Origin of the sequence: Aequorivita capsosiphonis DSM 23843, assembly GCF_000429125.1 — a bacterium.
GTDB lineage: Bacteria > Bacteroidota > Bacteroidia > Flavobacteriales > Flavobacteriaceae > Aequorivita > Aequorivita capsosiphonis.
This window is the reverse complement of sequence record NZ_AUBG01000010.1, coordinates 230,258-244,541: the sequence shown is the minus strand read 5'-3', so window position 1 is coordinate 244,541 and position 14,284 is coordinate 230,258. Positions and strand designations below refer to the sequence as shown.

Here is a 14,284-nt window from a genome sequence, read left to right as displayed (position 1 = left end):
ATCTTTCATTCTTATAAATAGAATATTAGAAAGGGCTTTTTACCTCATATACTGCAATAAATAGTATTTTCGTGTGTTAATAAACAAAACCATTTTATATGAGGCGGTGGGCTATTGCTTTCCTTTTACTAATTCCGTTTCTGGCTAGTTCCCAGAATTTCGAAGATCGCTGGACTGGTCACTTCTCTTATGTTTCCGTAAAAGATATCTCTAGAGGCAACAACAAAGTTTTTGTAGGGGCAGAAAATGCCGTGTTTACCTATGATCTCTCAACATTGGGAATCAAAACCCTTTCAACCGTAAATGGACTTTCAGGTGAATTTATCACAACCATTCATTACAGCGAAGAATATAAATTGTTGATCATTGGCTATGAAAATGGTTTGATGGACATAATAAAGGATGGCGAGGAAAATATATTGAAAGTAGTAGATATATTCGAAAAACAGACCATTCCGCCCAATAAAAAACGCATCAATAATTTTGAGGAATACAATGGCAAGCTTTTTATTTCTACGCAATATGGTATTTCAGTTTATGACCTTGCGCGACTTGAATTTGGGGACACCTATTTTATTGGTGACGGAGGAGGACAAATAGATATTGTACAAACTACGGTCCAAGAGCCGTATATTTTTGCTGCTAGTGCAGGTGATGGAGTGCGACGCGCCATGGTGGACGACGACAATTTGATTGATTATAGAAATTGGACAACCATTATGGGAGGGGGCTTTAAAGCCATGGAGAAAGTGGGAAGTGAGCTATATGCTTCCAATAGAGCGAATACTGTAGTGCGTTTTACTTCGGAAGGAAACATGACTACTGTACAAAATTTCAGTTCTAATATTCAGAAATTCAGATCGGTGGATGGCTTGCTTACTATTTCCACTAGTAATTCCATTCATTCATATTCCGAAGGTTTTGTGGAGGAAGCTTCGGTAACAAATGTTCAGGAGTTTGATTTAGACCTTCAGTCTGGCTATGCTTTTGGAAGTAATTTTTATTTAGGAACCAAGGATGATGGTCTGTTAATTGTTCCTTTTGGAAGTACAAAACCTAGTCAAGTGCTACCGAATGGCCCAATAAAGAACTCACCCTTTGCCATTGACGCATCTCCTGGTCAACTTTGGGTGAGTTTCGGAGAAGTAGATGTTGATTATAATCCGTATCCGCTTTCACGATTTGGAATTAGTCAGTTAAAAGATACACTGTGGACAAATACTTCCTACGAAGATTTGAGCTTAAAAGTGGGAGGAGAACCTACGGATCTGGTTAAGGTCACCATTAATCCTCAAAATCCTGATGAGGTTTATATGAGCTCTTTTCAAAAAGGACTTTTAAAAATTATCGAAGATACTCCTGCGGTTCTTTATGATGAAACCAATAGTCCTTTGGAGAGAGTACTTATACCACAACCCAACGGTGAACCTGCAGATGCTGGAATAAGAATTTATGGTTCACAGTTTGACAAACAGAGTAATTTATGGTTTGTACAGAGTAGGATAAATGAAGGCCTTATTAAATTATCACCGAGCGGTCAGTTTCAAAAATACGATTTATCAAACTTAATTAATGCAGAAAGTGAGTTGGCCTTGACCAAATTAGTGGTGAGTAATGATAATAACATTTTTTTTGGCAGCAATAAAAATGGACTTATTGGTTACAATACCAGAACAGATAAATTCAATAAAATAGGAAAAGGTCAAGGAGCTGGCAATTTGCCTTCTCTTATAGTAAGAGCTTTAGCAATTGACGCTCGAAATAAATTGTGGATTGGAACCGTACAGGGATTGAGAGTGCTTTACAGTCCGGGCAGTTTTTTTGATTCAGAACAAATTCCTGAAACTCGACCCATTATAATTGTTGAAAATGGTGTAGCACAAGAACTCTTGTATGAACAATCCATTACGGATATTGAAGTGGATGGTTCCAACAATGTATGGATCGCGACAACAAATTCTGGAGTGTTTTATTTAACTCCGGATGGACAAGAAACGCTGCTTCGTTTTACAAAAGATAATTCACCTCTGCCAACAGATAATGTACAGGATATTGCCATAGATCCGTTTACTGGAGTTGTCTATTTTGCCACTACGCAAGGGCTTGTTGCCTATAAGGGAACGGCCACGGCACCTGGCAACAACTTAGATAATCTGCACGCTTTCCCGAATCCCGTACGTCCAGGCTTCAGTGGAGACGTTACTATTGATGGTCTTACGGCTAGAGCTAATGTGAAAATTACGGATATTACTGGGAATCTAGTTTTTGAGGAAACGTCTCAAGGGGGAAGTGTTCTATGGGACACTACAGCTTTTGGCAAATATAAAGTTCGTTCCGGAGTATATCTTGTGTTAGTAACAACTGATGACAGTATGGAAACGAAAGTTGCTAAAATAATGATTATCCGCTAATGATTGTTGCTACGAAAGCCATTGTATTTTCAGCAATAAAATATTCAGAAGCAGATCTTATTGTTAGTTGTTATACCGAAGTCGCAGGGATTAAAAGCTATTTGTTACGAGGCGTTCTCAAATCAAAAAAGGGAAAATTAAAGGTTTCCTATTTCCAGCCACTAACCCAATTGGAGCTTATTGCCGAACATAAAAACAAGGGAACGCTTGAATATATCAAAGAAGCAAAAGTCTTTGAACCCTATAAAACCCTTCATACAACCATCTTAAAATCGGGGTTAGTTATGTTTTTGTCTGAAATGCTCAAAAATTGCATTCGCGAAGAGGAACCCAATAAAGCGCTCTATATTTTTTTGGAAAATTCCTTTAATTGGCTTGACCAAAATGAAGAGGTTGCCAATTTTCATATCTTCTTTTTATTACAACTAAGTATGTATTTAGGTTTTTATCCCGATGCTGCCAATATTGAAGAAAAATACTTTAATGTAATGGAAGGAAGTTTTCAAGCTACAAATACAAATGATTATTGTTTGGAAGGCGCTCAAATAGAAAGTTTTAAGCTTTTTTTCAATATAAACCCGGAAACATTGAGTTCAATTAAATTATCCAAAACAGAGCGTCAAAACGTGTTGGAATTAGTCTTGTCCTATTACAGTTTCCACGTACAGGGATATCAGAAACCAAAATCCTTGGCTGTGTTGAACCAATTGTTTTCGTAGCACAAACTCTTCTAAATAATTTCGTGGAAAAAATACCGCTAACATATTGTTAAGGTAAAACGAGGTTTCCATAACATTCAGTAATTTAGAGGTAAAACTTAAATTATGGATACAAATAGACTATCAAAAGCGATTACAGATATTTTAAACAACCAAGTGAAAAAGGAAGCCGAAGCAGCACAAATCTACCTTTCTTACGCCACTTGGGCCGACAGCGAAGGTTACGCAGGAGTAGCCAACTTACTTTTTAGGCATTCCGGGGAAGAGCGTGACCATATGATGAAAGTTATCGATTACATTCAAGAACGCGGGGGAAGAGCTAAGGTTACAGCGCTCTCTGCTCCTCCAAAAGATCCTAAAAACCTTCAGGAATGCTTTGAAAAAATCTTTCAGCACGAAGTGGATAACACAAACGCCATTTATGAAATTGTAAGCTTATCGCACGATGAAAAAGATTGGGCAACATGGAATTTCGGTCAATGGTTTGTAAAAGAACAAATTGAGGAAGAAACACTTGTTATGGATCTTCTCGACAAACTTAAAATTGCTGGAGGTGCTAAAGCTACAAGCGAATCCTTGCTTTACTTGGACAGTAAAATTGGTCAACAAGATGACGACGCCGACCTTGCTAGAGACGCGAGTGTAGAGAGCCCACAATAAGATTACAGTTCGAGCTGTAAATGTTCATAAACATTGTTGCCGAGCTGTTTTTTTCCAACACTTTCAAACCCCAAAGCTGAATATAATTTTTTGGCCTTGGGGTTTTTTAGATCCACTAAGAGGCCAACTTTTTTCTGATTTTCCGCTCTTGACTGCGCAATTGCAGCCACAATTAATTTTTTGCCAATTCCTTTTCCTTGGTGTTTTGGAGAAACACTAAGCGTGTCTATATAAACTTCTTCTGGAACGGTTTCATCTTCAATCACTAGATCTTTCACGTTGTATTTTTCTGCTATATAGTCTAAAAAAGGCTTGCGATATTTAGGAAGAAGTTTGCCATCATAAAATGTTATGGAACCAATTACCTCTTGATTTTCATCAAACACCAACGTATGTTCATAACTGTATTGATTTGATGCTTTCTGAAAAAAATGTTCAAAAAGTGGATAGGAATTTTCAATCTGATCTGTATTCGCAAAAGTGCAGGCCAAATCTTCCATGGCTTGTACAATAAGTGGCGCCACCTGTTTAAAATCTTCAGTACGGGCGGGACGTATATTTTGGTTTACTTCAATTTCCATATTCACAAATTTAATAAATGAAATGCATGAGAAGCACTTCATCTAGGAAGCAATAAAAGTATAACAGTTTTTTATGATAGACTTCTTTCACAAAATAATATATTCAACAAAAAGAAAAATACTATGAAAGAAGAACAAAAGAATTTAATTACCATAAACCCAAGTACTGGAGAAGAAATTAAGAAGTACCCACTTATGACAGACAAACAAGCAGATGAAGCTGTTGAAAATTGTCATAAAGCTTTTTTGGATTGGCGCATGGTTCCTGCAAAAGAAAGAGCAAAAACTATTGCAGCCATTGGGAAAGAATTAAAGAAGAATGCGGATGAACTTTCCAAATTGATGACCAATGAAATGGGAAAGCTCTTAAAACAGAGTAACCAGGAAATTGAGCTTTGTGCGGGAATCTGTGATTGGACAGCCACAAACGGCCCCGAAAACTTAAAAGATGAAAATCGCGAAATTCCCGGCGGTGGAAAAGGAGTTGTAACTTATTCTCCTATAGGCGTTATTTATGGAATCCAACCTTGGAATTTTCCTGTTTATCAGGTGATTCGCTATTCTATTGCGAATTTAATGACTGGTAATGGCATCTTATTGAAGCATGCAGAAAACGTAACCGGCTGTGCCATGATGTTACAGAAAATCTACGAAGATGCTGGATTGCCCAAAAATCTTTTTACGGTTTTAAAAATAACCCATGATCAAAGCGATAAAATCATTGAGCACAAATTAGTGCGTGGCGTAACATTAACAGGAAGTCCCGGTGCGGGTAGAAAAATTGCTGGAAAAGCGGGAGCCGCCCTAAAGAAAACCGTTATGGAATTGGGTAGTAATGATGCCTATATTGTTTTAGAAGATGCAGATATAGACTTAGCCGTCAAAACCTGTGTTCAGGGAAGAGTTTACAATAATGGTGAAACTTGCGTAGCAGCGAAACGCTTTATAGTAGATGAGAAAGTGTATAATGAATTTCGGGATGCTTTTGTAGAAAGAATGAAGAAAACCAATCACGGCGATCCAATGGAAAAAGAATCTAGAATTGGACCCATGGCACGAAAAGATCTGCGTGAAAAACTTCATGAGCAAGTTGAAGAAAGCGTGAAAAATGGAGCGAAAATTTTATGTGGTGGTGAATTGCCTGAAGGGAAAGGATATTATTATCCAGCTACAGTTCTCGAAAATGTAAAACCGGGACAACCGGCTTATGATGATGAACTTTTTGGCCCAGTAGCTTCCCTCATTAAAGCGAAGGATACAGATGATGCTATGCGAATTGCCAACGATAGTAAGTATGGTCTTGGTGGTGGAATCTTTTCAAAAGATGAAAAGAAAGCCATGGAGCTTGCCTCAAAATATTTTGATACAGGAATGATCTTCATAAACTGCTTTGGTCTGGCACAACCAAATATGCCCTTTGGCGGCGTGAAAGATTCCGGTTATGGAAGAGAGCACGGAGGTTTTGGGATGAAGGAATTTGTAAATGAAAAAGCGATAATGCGCCTGTAAAACTTTAAGAAATATACTAATAACCTCTTTTGTTGCCTAAGCAATGAAAGGGGTTTTTTATTGAACTGTTTCTAAGCTATAATTTTCTTGAACTTCTTGTTCAAGTAGCTGTTGGTATTCCATAACATTTTGAACACCATCCAGAAAACACAAATACTCAACAGCCGCGCATAGCCCATTAAATAGTGTTTCTTTAGATGTGGGGTCTTTCGGTTTTGGGTTTGTGTAGTTCAACGGAAGTATATAACCACAAGCTTTTAAAAATTTGGCTTCAATACTTAAGAGTTCTAAAGGAGTATAACCGTGAAACTTGCGTCCTAAACCTTGGTGTACCTGTCCAATATAGTTCAATTGTAGCGAGCCGTGACTATCGCTGAGGTGTTTCCAACTATCGGTATTATCGCAAATGTTTCCAACAGCGCAATTGTTGCAGCACTCTGCATTTAACGTTCCTTTGTGGAATGCAGTGTAGAGTTTATTTAATGCGTTATCCAGTCTTTTTGTCGTTTTCATCATCCATCCTTTTAATCTCTTATGAAATTAATAGATGTGAAGAAGAAATCAAACAATTTTTTGATATTTTTAGCTAAATATATAGTTGTAACTCAATTTTCAGCTCGATATTTTACTTTCTCTTAAAATCCAAATCTTGATAATCATAGCTAAAGTCTGTCAATGGCGAGATAGGACTCATAGTAAAACCGTTTGCCTTACCTTCAATATCTAAGCTAAAAGTAACAAAGGCGTCCGCTTTAAGCGAAGGATCGTTCCATCGAACTGCATAAGTTGTTCCTTTATAAAAAGTCATAGTTCCAGTTAGATCAGAAAGCTTTACCGCTCTAAAATGAAGTTTTTTGTTTTCACTGCTGATGATAACATCTCCAAACCATGGATCTTGATAAGTCCCTAGATAATTTGCTTGATCGGGTTTCGCTGTTTTGCTTTTAAGTTGAGTGGTAATATCTTTTTCTACTGCGGAAACAATACTGTCCGCTTTGCGTTCTCCCGCCAGGCGACGTTCGTTGTATTCCTTTATTCTATTTTCACCTTTTATACCGAAATAACCGTCTTTAATGGAATTGGAAATCGCATTAAACGCTGCGCCACTTTGTTGATTGGTAAGTACGATAATACCCAAATCGAGTTCAGGAAAGGCAATTACTTGACTGACGATACCTAATAATCCTCCAGTGTGTGTAGCTTGGAAATAACCATTTATATCACTTAAAAACCAACCCAAGCCATAAGTTAAAAAGTGAGTGTTGTAAGGTCCCCTTCCTGTTCTTACAATCGTTTGCGGCGTCCACATTTCAAGATGTGCGTTTTTGCTAAAAAGACTGTCCTTAAGCTGAGCCCCGTATTTTCCTTCGTCCAACTGAGCTTGTAGCCAAGTAGTCATATCATTGATGGATGCATAGATACCCGCTGCTGGCGTTGCAATTTGTGTAAAAGTATTTCCTGTTATTTCCAGTTTTCCATTTACTGGAGCGTGGCCATCAATTCGATTGTCATCAGCAGCAATTTTAGGAATGGAAAGCAAGGAACGAGTCATGCCAAGTGGTTTAAAGAAGTTTTCTCTAATATAATCATCATAAGATTCCTTTGAAACACGAGCAACTATTTCTCCGGCAACTATGTATAGTAAATTGTCGTAATCAAACTTTGAACGGAAAGAGGAAACAGGCTTTAAATATCTAAGGTTATGGATCATTTCCGGCAATGTGGTGGTGTTTGTTGCAGGAAAAACCATTAAATCGCCGGCGCCGAGGCCTAAACCACTTCTATGTGTAATAAGATCACGCACTGTGAACTCAGCTGTAACATATGAATCATAAAGTTTAAATTCAGGAATAATATCATTCACTTTGGTGTCCCAACTAAGTTTTCCTTGATCAACAAGTTGTGCCAATGCTGCGGCAGTAAAAGCTTTGGTGTTTGAAGCGACTCCAAACAGTGTGTTTTCGTTTACCTCGGCATTTGTTTTTAGTGAACGTACTCCATAAGTATTTTTATGATAAATCTTGCCATCCTTTAAAACCGCTACCGCCATTCCCGGAACATCGAAGGTTTTCATAGTTTTTTCAACCAGACTATCTATTTGAGAACCACTTAATGCTTGTGCGTTTAGCGATAGATTTAGGGATAGAAAAAAAATGGAAATTGTTGCAATTTTAAATACAGATAGCTTCATAAATATAGGTTTGAAATACAGAGGTTAAAGGTATTAAATCTTTTGCTTAATTTTAGAACAACTAATCATTCACCTGCAAAGATTGCGGCTGCAAAAATTAATCTTATGACGGCAAAGGAATTTTGGGAAGAGTTCAAAGGTTACGAGGAAGGGCTTCGGCACGAGTTAGAATTTGTAAAAGAAGATAAAAAAATGGAGACATTTTCATATCTATGTTCTCAACTGGAGTCTTATTGTCATGGGCTAACTCCAAATATCTCAGCTCCAGAAAAAGATATAAGCAAAAATTATATTTTAAGTGTATCCTGTTCTGGAAATAGAGACTTGTTACTATATGTGAATCGTTTGATAGACTTGGTACCGGAAATAGAGCATTGGGATATTAAAGCACTGGTAGACGGGAAGATAGAAACGGATCCTAAAATGCTGTTGGAGCCATTTACTTTTGAAGGATTTTCCATTACCCCAAAAGATATCCGATTTACAGTGTATTCCTGGGATCCAGAGAAAGATATTTTTGATCTTTTGTTGCTACTTCCATTGAACCTTGCAGAAATAGATGATACCGAACTGGAAAATGCTTTTATGGCTATTTTTGAAGAATTATGGGGAGAACGTTTTGTAGGCGAAAAAATTAATTGTCTTTTCTTTACCCATAACGCAACTTCCGAGCACGAATTTTTTGAGTTAGAAATGCTTGAAGTCTGCCTTAACAGTTTTGAATAACTTTAATTGACACCTTTCTTAATTTTGCTTTATAAACTTTTTCGTAATCGTGTTTTGTTCTAAATCTGTTAGTTTAATGAAATAAATTCCGCTGGAAAGTATCTCAATATTTATTGTACTTATGCCCTCAAGACTTTGACTTTTTAAGAGTAGTTGCCCCAATTCATTATAAACTACTGCTTCTACAATTTTTGAATTGCTTTTGATATTTAAAATATCATTGGAGGGAATAGGGAAAAGTATTGTAATATCTAGATTGTTGTCTTGCAAACCTAAAGAACCCAAGTTTTCGTACCATTTTAATTTATCTCCCAACCATGCGCCTGCCAAAAGATCTATTTTTCCATCATTGTTAAAATCTGCAACGCCGAGTGATAGGGTGCCGTTCATATTTGTGTCTATTATTTGCTGAGAACCGAAATTTCCGAGACCATCTATATTTTCATACCAATAGATATTATCTTCTGTATAATCTGCAACAAACACATCCAAATCGCCATCTAGATCTGCATCAAAAGTTCTGATTTCTTCGGGAGTTTGAGCAGTGTCGGAAATAATTTTTCGTGGGCCAAAAGTTCCCAAGCCATCCATATTTTCATACCACACTAACAAGTCGTCTCTTATTATGGAGCCTAAAATATCCATATCACCGTCTGCATCTAAATCAGAGAAATATATTTCAATAACCCCATTTAAATTATCTTCAATGATATTTTGAGTGCTAAAATTTCCCTGCCCATCCAAATTTTCATACCAAGCGAATAATCGATCACCATTGATAGCTGTAATTATGTCTTTGTCGCCGTCATTATCCAAATCTACAGCATGAATAGATTCGGAATAATCCGCTTGTCCATCTATAGTTCGTGCTGAGCCGAAGTTTCCCAAACCGTCTATGTTCGGAAACCAGGCCATTCTAAAATTAAAGTCCCAAACTATAATATCCATATCGCCATCGCCATCCAAATCATCTGAGGTTACAAACATGGGGCTTTCGAATTCAACGGAAAAAGGCTGTTGCTTAATAAAATTTCCTTGTCCATCTACATTTTTGTACCAAGTGGCGAGATTGTCTTCATCAGATGAAGAAACAATATCCATATCGCCATCACCATCTAAATCAGCGATATAAATAGATTGCACGTACTGAATATTTGACCCCACGATTATTTGGGGTCCAAAAGTTCCCTGTCCATCTATATTTCTGTACCAGGTAATAGTTTCAGCGTCAATATTGCCAGAAACAACGTCTATAGCACCGTCACCGTCTATATCTGCTTCTTGAACACTATAAGCTCCTTGTGCACCATCTACAACACTTATAACGTTTTCATTGCCAAAAGTTCCCGGAACGCTACTGGGATACCAAGATATTTCGTCTTTAGCAAATTTGGCAGTAAGAATATCTAAGCTACCATTTTCATCAACATCTGCCATATTCAAAAAACTAATTCTTTTAACGGATACGATGGATTGCTTATTTCCAAAATTGCCTTGACCGTTTAAGTTTTCGTACCAGGCAATTTCTTGTTTTCCCACAATGGAAAGAATATCCTTATCTCCATCCTGGTCAATATCTTGAAAAAGAAAATAACTTATTTCATCTGGTAGTAGCGTTCTTGCCGTTGAAAAATTTCCTTGTCCATTAAGGTTTTCATAATATATAAGTGAATTGGATTTAGTTGTTATGATGTCGGTATCACCATCGTCATCTATGTCAAATCCATAAAATGCATATGCTGCAGAAGCGTTGGTGTCAATCAAATTTTCGCTTCCAAAATTTCCCTGTCCATCCAGATTTTCATACCAAACCGTTTTTTGCTGATATATAGTTGAAGCAATTATATCCAAATCGCCGTCATTATCGAGGTCAAAAGCTGCAATTTCACCAGTCCTTTCAATATTAATCGACACCATTAACTGGGTCCCGAATGTACCTTGTCCATCTATATTCTCAAACCAAAATATTTTTTCTTCACCATAGGAACTGACCACTACATCAAGATCTCCATCTCCATCGATGTCAGCAGGAATACTGTGAGAGATACCGTCTAAATTATCCGTTATTAATAGTGGCACACTGAAACTACCGGAACCATTATTTTTGAACCAAACTACTTTACTATTTTCTGAAGAAGAAACTAAAATGTCCACATTGCCATCATCATCAAAATCGACAGCGTGTGCTTCTATGGGAGATTTAACATCCAAGGAAATAATCTGTTGCGCTCCCAAATTGCCGGCACCATCATTTTTGTACCAAGCAATTTTACTGTCGTATTCCGAGGCAGAAACCAGATCTAAATGGCCATCACCATCTAGATCGGCGGCAAAAACTGCACGTGGGCCATTGGTGCTACCTTCATCTATAATTAAATGAGGTTGAAAATTTACCTGTGCCATAGCGTTAATGCATAGGACACAGGCAATAATTGCAGGAAGTATTGTTAATTTCATACGTTTCTGTTAAATAGAATCGCAATATATTAAAACTTCTTGATTAAAAGGGCATTGAGAATATCTCTGTTTATATCAGCTTCAACTGATTTATAATCTCTTGCAACGAAGCCTTCGCATCGCCAAATAAAATACTACAATTGTCCAATCCAAAAAGATCATTCTGAACTCCTGCATAACCTTTCCCCATACTTCGTTTCATAACTATAACCTGTTTGCTCTCGTGGGCGCGAATAATTGGCATTCCGTAAACTGGACTGTCTGGTTTGTTTTCTGCAGCTGGGTTTACTACGTCATTGGCTCCAATAACTAGAACGGTATCATATTGAGACATATTTTCATTGCCTTCGTCCATTTCTTTTAAAGAGGCATAGTCTACATTGGCTTCAGCTAACAAAACATTCATATGTCCAGGCATACGGCCTGCAACAGGGTGAATGATGTAATCTACTTCACAGTCTCTTTTCTCTAACATTTGCTGTAATTGACCGCATACGTGTTGCGCTTGGGCTACTGCAAGTCCGTACCCTGGAATTATAGCAACTTTTTGAGCGTATGAGAGCGAAAGCGCGGTTTCAGCAACGCTTATCTCTTTAATTTCCTGCTCTTCTTCTGTTCCGGTTCCACTGCTTTTCTTGAATTTTCCAGCCAGTACTTTCATCAAGGAACGGTTCATTGCAGTACACATTAATAGCGTGAGGAAGATACCTGCAGCTCCAACAAAAATACCTCCAGCAATCATCACCTTGTTTCCGTAAACAAGACCGGTAAATGCTGTCGCAATTCCTGTGATACTGTTTAATAATGAAATGACTACGGGCATATCTGCTCCTCCAATGGGAAGAACGAAGAGTACTCCATAAATCATCGCCAAAAAGGCCAAGAAATACATAAAAGGCGCGAAGCCAAGAGGAATTAGCCCAAAGAAATAAACTACAGGTAGAAGAATCATGAGCACCAAGAGAATTCTTGCTGAAAAAACTACGCCCATGGTGCGATAATCCTTTACTTTACCTGCCAATTTACGTTCTGCAATGATACTTCCTGTAAATGCTATTGCACCGGTTATCAGACCTGCAATAAGTAAAATTTGCATACTTAATATTTCGGGTCTCGGCTCCATTGGATTGGCTTCTACCAATCCCAAAAGCATGGCACATCCACCTCCAGTTGCATTAAATAAGGATACTAATTGTGGCATTCCGGTCATTTGTACTTTGTCCGAATATCGTTTCCCTACAATAGTACCAGCTGCTATAGCAACAAGCATGATAATTAAATTAGTAGTAGGAATTGAATGCCCTATTGGGGTAAAGAAGGTTAGTGCTACTGCTAGAACCATCCCCATGGCGGCGATGAGGTTTCCGGTTTTTGCTTTTTTGGGGGAACTCATATATTTTAGTCCCAGTATAAAGGAAACTGCGGCTATTAGATAGCCCACTTTAATAATTATCTCCATCGAGTATTGCTGTTTTCAGAACCTGACAATGACAGGTGGTTGTTTGATTTGGTTGAAAATTGGAATTTGTAAAATAGAACCTCGTAAGGCGTAAGTTTTTGTCGATTCGCAAGGAATTAACTTCATCTTAGTCTGAGATTATTTTTTAGAACTAAACATTTTAAGCATACGTCCGGTAACGAAAAATCCACCAGAGATATTTAATGTGCCTAGAAAAATTGCGATACCACCTAAAGTTAAATTGAGGTAGTCATCTGCCGGAATGGTTAGCATCATATATACAGCTCCAACTAAAATTACACCGCTAATGGCATTTGCTCCAGACATTAATGGAGTGTGTAAAATTGCTGGAACATTTGAGATTACTTCAATTCCGATGAAGATACAGAAGATTACAAAATAAATATCTTCAATGTTTTGATTTAAGAATTCCATAGTTAGGCTGGTTGTAGTTTTTGGATGAAATGCGGATGTTTCCATTCGCCGTTGTCTAATATTTTGGAGGCAGAAAGCAAAGGGTCATCTGGATTGTCAGATTTTTCCATATACTTTAAAAATGAAAAATAGTTATTTGAGAGTAATTGTGAAGCTGCCGCAGGAATATCAGCCGAAAGACTTGAATTTCCTAAAATAGTGACTCCATTGTGTTTTATGTATTCTCCATTTTTTGAAAGCTCGCAGTTTCCACCTTGTTCGGCAGCAAGATCAACAATGATACTACCTGCTTTCATGGCTTCAACAGAGCGAGTTTCAATAAGTAACGGAGCTTTCCTTCCAGGAATATTAGCTGTACTTATCACAATATTTGCTGAAGCAATATGTTCGTGAATTAATTCTTTTTGTTTTTCTTGGTATTCTTTGCTTTGTTCAACAGCATATCCTCCCGCACTCGCAGATTCGGTATAACCTTCAACTTCAATAAAGGTTGCTCCTAAACTTCTAACTTCCTCGCCTGCAGATTTACGAACGTCAAATGCTTCAACTATAGCACCTAAACGACGAGCAGTAGCAATGGCTTGTAAACCGGCTACTCCAGCACCTAGAACCAAAACTTTTGCAGGTCTCAGTGTTCCCGCTGCAGTGGTTAACATGGGTAAGATGCCATTGTATAATTCTGAAGCTATTATAACCGCTCTGTAACCTGCCAATGATGCCATAGAAGAGAGAACGTCCATAGATTGTGCTAGGGTTGTCCTTGGCAGTAAATCTAAACTATAAACAGTTGCAGCGTGATCTTTATATATTGCGAATTTGGAATCATGAAATAAAGGGTTGAAAATTCCAATGAATTTACAGCCCTTTTTCATTTCCCCTTCGCTAAAAGTATGGTTTATCGATACAATAGTATTCGCATCTTTAAAGATGGTTTCACGTGGAAGGCAAGTTGCACCCGCTTGCACATATTCTTCGTCTTTAATTTGTAATGAACTTCCCAAGTCTGGCTCAAAGAGAATCTTGAGGTCAAATTCTGAAATAAGTCGCTTTATTTCTTTGGGTAACAAACACACCCTGGGATCATTTGGTGTTTTTAGAATTCCTATTGTTTTTGACCGTAATTGTTCGCTCATAGA

12 protein-coding genes are annotated in these 14,284 nt (G+C 37.7%); 5 read left to right on the top strand and 7 right to left on the bottom strand.

Annotated features, from left to right (window positions below):
- Window positions 1–98 precede the first annotated feature (98 nt).
- The 3 genes from porZ to G440_RS0108870 all read left to right on the top strand — a co-directional run bounded on the left by porZ (window position 99) and on the right by G440_RS0108870 (window position 3,790).
- Entirely contained in the window at window positions 99–2,411 is a 2,313-nt protein-coding gene (gene porZ / locus G440_RS0108880) for a type IX secretion system anionic LPS delivery protein PorZ (RefSeq protein ID WP_026450985.1), read from the top strand.
- Window positions 2,411–3,130: a DNA repair protein RecO gene (gene recO / locus G440_RS0108875; protein WP_026450984.1), complete on the top strand. Its 720-nt coding sequence runs from the start codon at window positions 2,411–2,413 to the stop codon at window positions 3,128–3,130. Before porZ ends, recO begins: the two co-directional genes overlap by 1 nt.
- Before the next feature lie 105 nt (window positions 3,131–3,235).
- Window positions 3,236–3,790: a ferritin gene (locus G440_RS0108870; protein WP_026450983.1), complete on the top strand. Its 555-nt coding sequence runs from the start codon at window positions 3,236–3,238 to the stop codon at window positions 3,788–3,790.
- A gap of 2 nt (window positions 3,791–3,792) precedes the next feature.
- Here the strand turns inward: G440_RS0108870 and G440_RS0108865 are convergent, their stop codons facing one another.
- A complete protein-coding gene (locus G440_RS0108865) occupies window positions 3,793–4,371 on the bottom strand; it encodes a GNAT family N-acetyltransferase (protein WP_034259261.1) in 579 nt (192 codons plus the stop codon).
- A 123-nt stretch (window positions 4,372–4,494) separates the two neighbouring features.
- Between G440_RS0108865 and G440_RS0108860 the strand changes: the two genes are divergently transcribed.
- Entirely contained in the window at window positions 4,495–5,880 is a 1,386-nt protein-coding gene (locus G440_RS0108860; RefSeq protein WP_026450981.1) for an NAD-dependent succinate-semialdehyde dehydrogenase, read from the top strand.
- Window positions 5,881–5,937: 57 nt separating this feature from the next.
- On the opposite strand, the gene G440_RS0108855 is transcribed toward G440_RS0108860, so the two are convergent.
- Entirely contained in the window at window positions 5,938–6,393 is a 456-nt protein-coding gene (locus tag G440_RS0108855; protein WP_026450980.1) for a hypothetical protein, read from the bottom strand.
- Between the two features lie 112 nt (window positions 6,394–6,505).
- Window positions 6,506–8,071 carry a serine hydrolase gene (locus G440_RS0108850; protein ID WP_026450979.1) on the bottom strand — a complete coding sequence of 522 codons (1,566 nt, stop codon included), beginning with the start codon at window positions 8,069–8,071 and terminating at the stop codon, window positions 6,506–6,508.
- A 105-nt stretch (window positions 8,072–8,176) separates the two neighbouring features.
- On the opposite strand from G440_RS0108850, the gene G440_RS0108845 reads away from it, so the two are divergent.
- Complete coding sequence (locus G440_RS0108845) at window positions 8,177–8,797, top strand: hypothetical protein (RefSeq protein ID WP_157417905.1); 621 nt, start codon at window positions 8,177–8,179, stop codon at window positions 8,795–8,797.
- 18 nt (window positions 8,798–8,815) lie between these two features.
- Here the strand turns inward: G440_RS0108845 and G440_RS0108840 are convergent, their stop codons facing one another.
- The 4 genes from G440_RS0108840 to G440_RS0108825 form a co-directional block, all read right to left on the bottom strand.
- Window positions 8,816–11,254 (bottom strand): T9SS type A sorting domain-containing protein, encoded by a 2,439-nt coding sequence (locus G440_RS0108840; RefSeq protein WP_026450977.1) that lies wholly within the window; start codon window positions 11,252–11,254, stop codon window positions 8,816–8,818.
- Between the two features lie 70 nt (window positions 11,255–11,324).
- On the bottom strand, window positions 11,325–12,713 hold the full coding sequence (locus tag G440_RS0108835) for an NAD(P)(+) transhydrogenase (Re/Si-specific) subunit beta (protein WP_026450976.1): 1,389 nt from the start codon (window positions 12,711–12,713) through the stop codon (window positions 11,325–11,327).
- Window positions 12,714–12,851: 138 nt separating this feature from the next.
- Window positions 12,852–13,193: an NAD(P) transhydrogenase subunit alpha part 2 gene (locus tag G440_RS0108830; RefSeq protein ID WP_245574844.1), complete on the bottom strand. Its 342-nt coding sequence runs from the start codon at window positions 13,191–13,193 to the stop codon at window positions 12,852–12,854.
- Entirely contained in the window at window positions 13,151–14,281 is a 1,131-nt protein-coding gene (locus G440_RS0108825; RefSeq protein ID WP_026450974.1) for an NAD(P) transhydrogenase subunit alpha, read from the bottom strand. Before G440_RS0108825 ends, G440_RS0108830 begins: the two co-directional genes overlap by 43 nt.
- Between the last annotated feature and the right edge of the window lie 3 nt (window positions 14,282–14,284).